The sequence below is a fragment of the Micromonospora sp. RV43 genome (assembly GCF_001029515.1).
GTDB lineage: Bacteria > Actinomycetota > Actinomycetes > Mycobacteriales > Micromonosporaceae > Micromonospora > Micromonospora aurantiaca.
On record NZ_LEKG01000093.1, the window covers coordinates 22234 to 28917 of the forward strand.

General features: G+C 74.2%; 9 protein-coding genes. 3 read left to right on the top strand and 6 right to left on the bottom strand.

Annotated elements, in window-relative coordinates; all coding sequences use genetic code 11:
* Positions 1-38: 38 nt before the first annotated feature.
* Positions 39-1031 (top strand): YafY family protein, encoded by a 993-nt coding sequence (locus tag ABD52_RS21905; protein ID WP_047893046.1) that lies wholly within the window; start codon positions 39-41, stop codon positions 1029-1031.
* Here ABD52_RS21905 and ABD52_RS21910 read toward each other — a convergent pair.
* Positions 1022-1936, bottom strand: coding sequence for an SDR family oxidoreductase (locus ABD52_RS21910; RefSeq protein WP_047893047.1), 915 nt, complete (start codon positions 1934-1936; stop codon positions 1022-1024). The genes ABD52_RS21905 and ABD52_RS21910 overlap by 10 nt on opposite strands.
* Positions 1937-2012: 76 nt before the next feature.
* On the opposite strand from ABD52_RS21910, the gene ABD52_RS21915 reads away from it, so the two are divergent.
* Entirely contained in the window at positions 2013-2684 is a 672-nt protein-coding gene (locus ABD52_RS21915) for a nucleotidyltransferase domain-containing protein (protein ID WP_030272171.1), read from the top strand.
* 4 nt (positions 2685-2688) lie between these two features.
* On the opposite strand, the gene ABD52_RS21920 is transcribed toward ABD52_RS21915, so the two are convergent.
* Complete coding sequence (locus tag ABD52_RS21920) at positions 2689-3138, bottom strand: VOC family protein (RefSeq protein WP_047893048.1); 450 nt, start codon at positions 3136-3138, stop codon at positions 2689-2691.
* A gap of 43 nt (positions 3139-3181) precedes the next feature.
* On the opposite strand from ABD52_RS21920, the gene ABD52_RS21925 reads away from it, so the two are divergent.
* Positions 3182-3781 carry an ABATE domain-containing protein gene (locus ABD52_RS21925; RefSeq protein ID WP_013288800.1) on the top strand — a complete coding sequence of 200 codons (600 nt, stop codon included), beginning with the start codon at positions 3182-3184 and terminating at the stop codon, positions 3779-3781.
* A 1-nt stretch (position 3782) separates the two neighbouring features.
* On the opposite strand, the gene ABD52_RS21930 is transcribed toward ABD52_RS21925, so the two are convergent.
* The 4 genes from ABD52_RS21930 to ABD52_RS21945 form a co-directional block, all read right to left on the bottom strand.
* The gene (locus tag ABD52_RS21930) at positions 3783-4520 is read right to left on the bottom strand and encodes an alanyl-tRNA editing protein (protein ID WP_013288801.1); all 738 of its coding nucleotides are present in this window, start codon (positions 4518-4520) and stop codon (positions 3783-3785) included.
* 11 nt (positions 4521-4531) lie between these two features.
* Positions 4532-5419 carry an alpha/beta fold hydrolase gene (locus ABD52_RS21935; protein WP_013288802.1) on the bottom strand — a complete coding sequence of 296 codons (888 nt, stop codon included), beginning with the start codon at positions 5417-5419 and terminating at the stop codon, positions 4532-4534.
* The gene (locus ABD52_RS21940; protein ID WP_013288803.1) at positions 5416-5730 is read right to left on the bottom strand and encodes a DUF2516 family protein; all 315 of its coding nucleotides are present in this window, start codon (positions 5728-5730) and stop codon (positions 5416-5418) included. Before ABD52_RS21940 ends, ABD52_RS21935 begins: the two co-directional genes overlap by 4 nt.
* A gap of 71 nt (positions 5731-5801) precedes the next feature.
* Positions 5802-6572: a hypothetical protein gene (locus tag ABD52_RS21945; RefSeq protein ID WP_047893049.1), complete on the bottom strand. Its 771-nt coding sequence runs from the start codon at positions 6570-6572 to the stop codon at positions 5802-5804.
* Positions 6573-6684: the final 112 nt, after the last annotated feature.

The window sequence follows — 6684 nt, forward strand, 5'->3', positions numbered from 1 at the left end:
CGGCACAGCCTAATCTGCCGGTGCACCACAATGGGCCTGTGCGTGCGTCCCGGCTGATCTCGCTTGTGCTGCTGCTCCAGTCCCGGGAGACGATGACCGCCGCCGAGCTGGCCCGCGAGCTGGAGGTGTCCGAGCGGACCGTCTACCGGGACGTGCTGGCGCTCTCCGCCGCCGGTGTCCCGGTGTACGCGGACCGGGGCCGGGCCGGCGGCTACCGGCTGCTCGGCGGCTACCGGACCCGGCTGACCGGGTTGAGCCGGGACGAGGCCGAGGCGCTGTTCCTGGCCGGGTTGCCCGGACCGGCCGGGGACATGGGACTGGCCGACTCGGTGGCCGCCGCCGAGCTGAAGGTGCTCGCCGCGTTGCCGCCGAGCCTGCGGGACGCGCCCGCCCGTACCGGGCAGCGGTTCCACCTGGACGTGCCGGGCTGGTTCCGGGAGACCACGCCGCCGCCGGCCCTCGCCGAGCTGGCCCGGGCGGTCTGGCGGGACCTGATGGTGGAGTTGCGCTACCGGCGCGGGGACCGGGAGGTGGCCCGCACGCTGGCGCCGTACGGGCTGGTGCTGAAGAACGGGGTCTGGTACCTGGTCGCCCGGGTCGGTGACGGCTGGCGGACGTACCGGGTGGACCGGGTGGTGGCGGTCGAGGTGGGCGCCGACGGGTTCGACCGGGACGAGGACTTCGACCTCGGGGCGTACTGGCGGGAGCAGGCGGGCGCGTTCCTGCGCGAACTGCTGCGGGAGCGGGTGACGGTGCGGCTCGGCCCGGCCGGGTTGCGGGCGCTGCGGCACCTGGTGGACGCGCCGTTCGTCCACACCGAGGCGGTGGACGCGGCCGGGCCGCCGGACGAGCAGGGGCGGCTGGTGCTGCGGCTGCCCGTCGAGTCGGTCGACGTCGCGTACGGCCAGTTGCTGGCGCTCGGCCCGGAGGTGGAGGTGCTGGCGCCGCCGCAGCTGCGGGCGCGCTTCGCCGAGGCGACCCGCCGCGCGGCGGCGCTCTACACCGATCCGCCGTCCGACGGTCAGCGGTAGCCGTCCGGGTCGGCCGGCTTACCAGGCTTGACCACCTCCTCGTAGTAGCGGGCCCAGTGCGGGCGGCTGCCGTCGACGTCGGTGAAGCCGTACACCTGGGACAGGCCGCCGCTGTCCAGCGACCGGCCGTTCCAGCGGGCCCGGTCCGGGTCGGCGGCCAGGGCGGCCACCGCGCGCCCGACGAACGCCGGCGTCTCCGACATGACGAAGTGCGGTTCGGTAGTCGCGGCGTCGCGCCAGTTCGCCTCGGTGACGCCGTAGTGTTCGAGCATCGCCTCCGAGCGCAGCCAGCCGGGTGTGAGCGCGACGGCGGTGCAGCCGTGCGGGGCCAGCTCGTGCGCCTGGCTGAAGCCGAGCCGGTTCACCGACACCTTGGCCAGGTCGTAGAAGACCGACAGGCGGTACTCGCTGTCGTTGTGCTCCTTGGTGCCGTCGCCGACCTCGACGACCAGGCCGCCCGGGTTGCGGATCAGCAGCGGCAGCGCGAAGTGGCTGGTGATGATGTGCGTGTCGACAGCCAGCCGCAGCGTGCGGAACCCGGCGTCGAGCGGCTGCTCCCAGACCGGCTTCTCCCAGGTGATCAGCGGGTCCGCGCCCCAGACGTCGTTCACGAGCACGTCCAGGCGGCCCTGCTCGGCGTCGATCCGCTCGACCAGGCCGCGTACCTGCTCGGGGTCCAGGTGGTCGACTGCGACGGCGATCCCGGTGCCCCCGGCGGCGGTGACCAGCTCGGCGGTCTCCTCGATGGTCTCCGGCCGGTCCATCTCGGACCGGCGCTCGCGGGTGGTGCGGCCGGTGGCGTAGACGGTGGCCCCGGCGGCGCCGAGCTGCACGGCGATCTGCCGGCCAGCGCCCCGGGTCGCGCCCGCGACGAGCGCGACAGTTCCGGTCAGTGGTGAGTTCATGGGATAACCGTGCAACAGATACCTGACAGCGGAAGTCCGGTTTCCCGGACGATCCGGATGGGCGATCATCACCGGTATGCACCTGCTGCTGTCCGGGATCGTCGGCTCGGTCGCGTACGGGCTGGCCGGTCCCGGCTCGGACACCGACCGGATCGGCGTGTTCGCCGCGCCCACAGTCGCGTTCCACGGTCTGCGCCCGCCCCGCGAGTCGGTGGTGACGACCGACCCGGACGTCACGCTGCACGAGGCCCGGAAGTACGCGCTGCTGGCGCTGAGCGGCAACCCGACCGCCACCGAGCTGATGTGGCTGCCCGAGGACTGCTACGAGACCCGCACCGGGTTCGGCGAGGAGCTGATCGCGATCCGGTCGGCGTTCCTGAGCGCGCCGCGCGTCCGCGACGCCTACCTCGGGTACGCCTCGCAGCAGTTCCGCAAGCTCGCCACCGCCCCGGCGGACAGCGGTGGGCGGCGGCGCTCGGCGAAGCACGCCCGGCACCTGGCCCGGCTGCTGCACCAGGGCCGGACGCTGTACGCGACAGGCGTGCTGGAGATCCGCCTCGCCGACCCGGAGTGGTTCCGCGCGTTCGGCGAACGGGTCGCCGGTGGCGCGCTGGGCGAGGCACAGGCCCTGGTGGCTGCAGCCGAGGCGGAGTTCGACCGGGTCCGCTCGCCGCTGCCGGAGCGCCCGGACGAGGAGACAGTGGAACGGTGGCTGCTCGCCGTCCGGGCGGCGTACCTGCCGCGCTGAGCGGTCACTGCACGTCGAACTCGTTGCCCTCCGGGTCGGTCATCGTGGTGTGCTCGCTGCCCCGGTCGGCGACCTCGGCCAGCACCGTCGCGCCGAGCGCGGTCAGCCGCTTCACCTCGGCCGCCCGCCCCTCCGGCCCGACGTGCAGGTCGACGTGGAGGCGGTTCTTCACCCGCTTGGGTTCGGGGACGGCCTGGAACAGGAACCGCCTGCCCAGCCCGGTGCCGCTGGCCGGGTCGACCGGGTCGTCCGGGTGGCGTACCGCCGCCAGCTCGCGCCACGCCTTGCGGCCGTCCACCTCGACGTACGCCTGCGGCGGCACCGCACCGGCGGCGGCCAGCCGCTCGATCAGCACGCTGTTGTCCTCGACCTGGTGGCCGAGCGCCTCGGCCCAGAAGCGGGCCAGCCCGATCGGGTCGGCACAGTCGATGACGAGTTTCCAGTCCCGGGCCATGTGTCCTCCGTGGTCAGCTGGTGTAACCAGTTATAGTGGTTACGTGACGGACGGCGCAAGCGGACTCACCCTGATCAGTCCCGAAGGCACTCGATACCGCTTCGACCCGGGCGCGCTCTGCCTGGAGCTGCTGACCACCGGCGGTCCGGGCGCGTTCGCCCGCTACGAGGTGCTGCACCGGCCGGACGACCTCGCGGGCTGGCTGGCCGTGTCCCGCCTGCGCCTGGACCCCGCCACCGTCACCGTCGACGCGGACGACCTGGCCGCCGCCCGTCGGCTGCGCGACGCGCTCTGGCGAGTGACGCAGGCGCGTACCCGCGACGAGACCCCGCCCGCCGCGGACCTGGCCGTGGTGAACGATGCGGCGGCCGGGCTGCCGCTGAGCCCGCAGGCCGGTCCCGACGGCAGCCGGTCCTGGCGTACGCCGCTGACCGGCGCGCAAGTGGTCGCGACATTCGCCCGGGACGCGGTCGACCTGCTCACCGGCCCGTACGCCGCCCGGATCCGGGAGTGCGGCGCGCACGACTGCCAACTGGTCTTCGTGGACACCTCCCGGCCGGGGCAGCGCCGTTGGTGCGCGATGGAACGCTGCGGCAACCGGCAGAAGGCGCGCGCCCTGCGGTCCCGGCGCGCGCCCGGGTGAGTCAGTCCGCCAGGCGCACGCGTACCCGGCGGTTGGCCCGTCCCTTGCTCTCCACCTTGACCACCTGGACCTTGCCGATCTGGGCGGTGGAGGCCACGTGCGTGCCGCCGTCGGCCTGCACGTCCAGCCCGACGATGTCGACGATCCGCACCTCCTGCTCCTCCGGCGGGATCAGGTTCGACTGGGTACGGATGATGTCCGGCAGGGCCAGCGCCTCGGCGCGCGGCAGCACCCGCACCGCCACCGACCGGTCGGCGGCCACCTCGGCGTTCACCAGCTCCTCGATGCGGGCCTTGAAGTCCGGCGGCACCTCGGGGAGGTTGAAGTCCATCCGCGCCTCGCCCGGCTCCATGTTGCCGCCCGTGACGAGCGCGCCGAAGTCGCGGAACACCACGCCGCAGAGCACGTGCAGCCCGGAGTGGGTACGCATCAGCATGGTCCGGCGCGTGTCCTCGACCGCGCCGGCGACCTCGGTGCCGACCGGCGGCACCGGGTCACCCTCGGCCGGGATCAGCCAGAGGTCGTCTCCCTTGCGGGTGCCGACGATCCGGGTCTGTACGCCCTGCCAGAGAAGCACCCCGTGATCCGGCGGCTGCCCGCCGCCGCCCGGGTAGAACGCGGACCGGTCCAGCACGATGCCCTGCTCGGGATCGGCCGCCAGCACCCGGCAGGTCCACTCGCGCAGGGTCGGGTCGGCGAGGTCGAGCCGGTGCGTACGGCCGTGGTGTGTGACGCCCATGGACGGCGACGTTACCCGTTCAGGAACTCCGAGACGCGCTCTCGCAGGTCGGCGCGCTCGGTCCAGAGCACGCCGGGCCGGTCGTACACGTGCAGTGTGGCGTTCGGGAGCGCGGCGGCGAGCCGTTCGGCGACGGCGACCGGGTGCAGGTCGTCCTCGGCGGCGGCGATGACCAGCGCCGGCGCGGTGACCGCGGCGAGCGACCCGGCGTCGTCGAGCGGGGCCTGGGCGGGCAGGTCGGCCAGCCCCGGCGCGAGCCCGTCGCGCAGCAACTGGTCGAGCCGCTGCCGCAGGTAAGCCCAGCCGGCCGGGGTGTTGCGCACCGACGGCGGCAGCTCCAGCGACACCGCGTCGGCCAGTGCCGAGGCGTCGCCCTCGGCCACCGCGTCGAGCAGGCCGGTGAGCCGGGCGCGTGCCACCTCGCCGCGCGGCGTGTCCAGCACGGCGGGCAGGAAGAAGACGAGTCTCTCGAAGCGTTCCGGGCTCTCGGCGAGCAGCCGGCAGAGCGCGCCCGCGCCGAGGCTGGCGCCGAACGCCCGGGTCGCGCCGCCCAGGTCGGCGACGGCCCGCAGGTCACGGGCGAGGTCCAGGTAGCTCCACGGCCCGGGCGGCGAGTCGGAGCGGCCGTGCCCGCGGAACTGGAAGAAGATGCGCCGCCCGGTGACGCCGCTGCCGAACGGGCGGGTGGTGGCGATGCCGCTGCCCAGCCCGTGCGCGAACACGGTGACCGGGTCACCGGTGCCGGTGACCAGCCGTTCCAGGCTCACCCCGTGCGGGGTGGCGACCAGTTCCGTCTCCGGCTCGGGCAGCGCGGGGCGCCCGGTCCGGGGCGCGCCGGGGCCGGGCCCCCAGGTGCGGGGACCGCCGTCCGGCGGCGGAGGCCAGCGGAAACCTCTCACCAGGACCCTCGGCCGTCGTGCAGGTCCCGCAGGCCGGGCCGCACGTCGAGCAGGTAGATGAGACCCGCGGCGATGCCGATCAGTCCGAACAGGCTGATCGGGCCGAAGCCGAGCAGGGTCAGCAGCAGGCAGACCGCCAGGATGGCGACCCAGCCGCCCTTGGGCAGCGTGCCGAGCGCGGCGAATCCGTCGCCGCGCTGGGTGACCGCGTGCACCAGCGCCACTCCCTGTACGACCAGGGCGAAGACGAGCAGGATCAGCTGGATCACGTCTTGGACTGCGAACGCGAAGATCGGCGCGGCGATGGCCATGGGGGCAAGCTTATGCCGAGACCCCGGAAACGTCCGACAAGACGTTGTCCGGGGTCCGGTGGAGCATCAGGTCACTCGGCGGCCGGGCGGGTCCGCTTCGTGGCCTTCGGCAGCTTCGCCGACGGGGTGGCCGGCTTGGTCGCCTTGGTGGCGGTCGTCTTGGCGACGGCCTTGGTCGCGGTCGCCTTGGTGGCGCGGGTGCGCTTCACCGCGGCCGGCTTGGCGGCCACCGCCTCGGCCACCTCGGCCGGGCTGGGCACCTCGGTCGTCGCGGCGGCGGTCTCCGGCTTCGGGGTGATCTCGGCCTTCGGGGTCACCTCGGTGCCGGTCGCCTCGGTGGCCTCGATGTCGGCGTTCACCGTGTCGGCGGCCTCCAGCACGCCGGCGCCGACGACGCGCTCACCCCGGGCGACCAGCTCGGCGTACGCGGCCAGCGCGCGCTCCTGCGCGGCGTGCGCCCCGGCCACCATGACGGCGGCGTTGCGGGTGGCGGCCTCGCGGAGCTTGTCCAGGTTGGCGGCCTCGCGCAGCTTCTCCAGGTTCGCCGCCTCGCGCAGCTTCTCCAGGTTGGCGGCCTCGCGCAGCTGGTCGAGGTCGGTGGCGACGGCGCGCTCGCGCAGCCCGGTGGCGGTCTGGTTGGCGGTCTTCAGCGTCTCGGTGGCCTTCTGGCGCAGCTCGAAGCCGGTGACGACGGCCTTGCCGCCGAGGTCGGCGACGACCCGGGTGCCGAGGCCGCTGACCACTGTCGGCAGCTTGCGGAGCTGCTCCAGGGCCAGCTCACCGGCGCCGGCGGCGGCGTAGAGGGGTGCGGGGATGCGGTTGGTCTTCGGCTGGGTGGTCATGACTGCTCCTCTTCGGCCGCACCGGCGGCCTTCCGGGCCGCCCGGCGGGCGGTCGTGTCCTCGGGGCGGCGGGTCGGGCCGACCACCCAGAAACGCACCTCGCCGGCCTTCT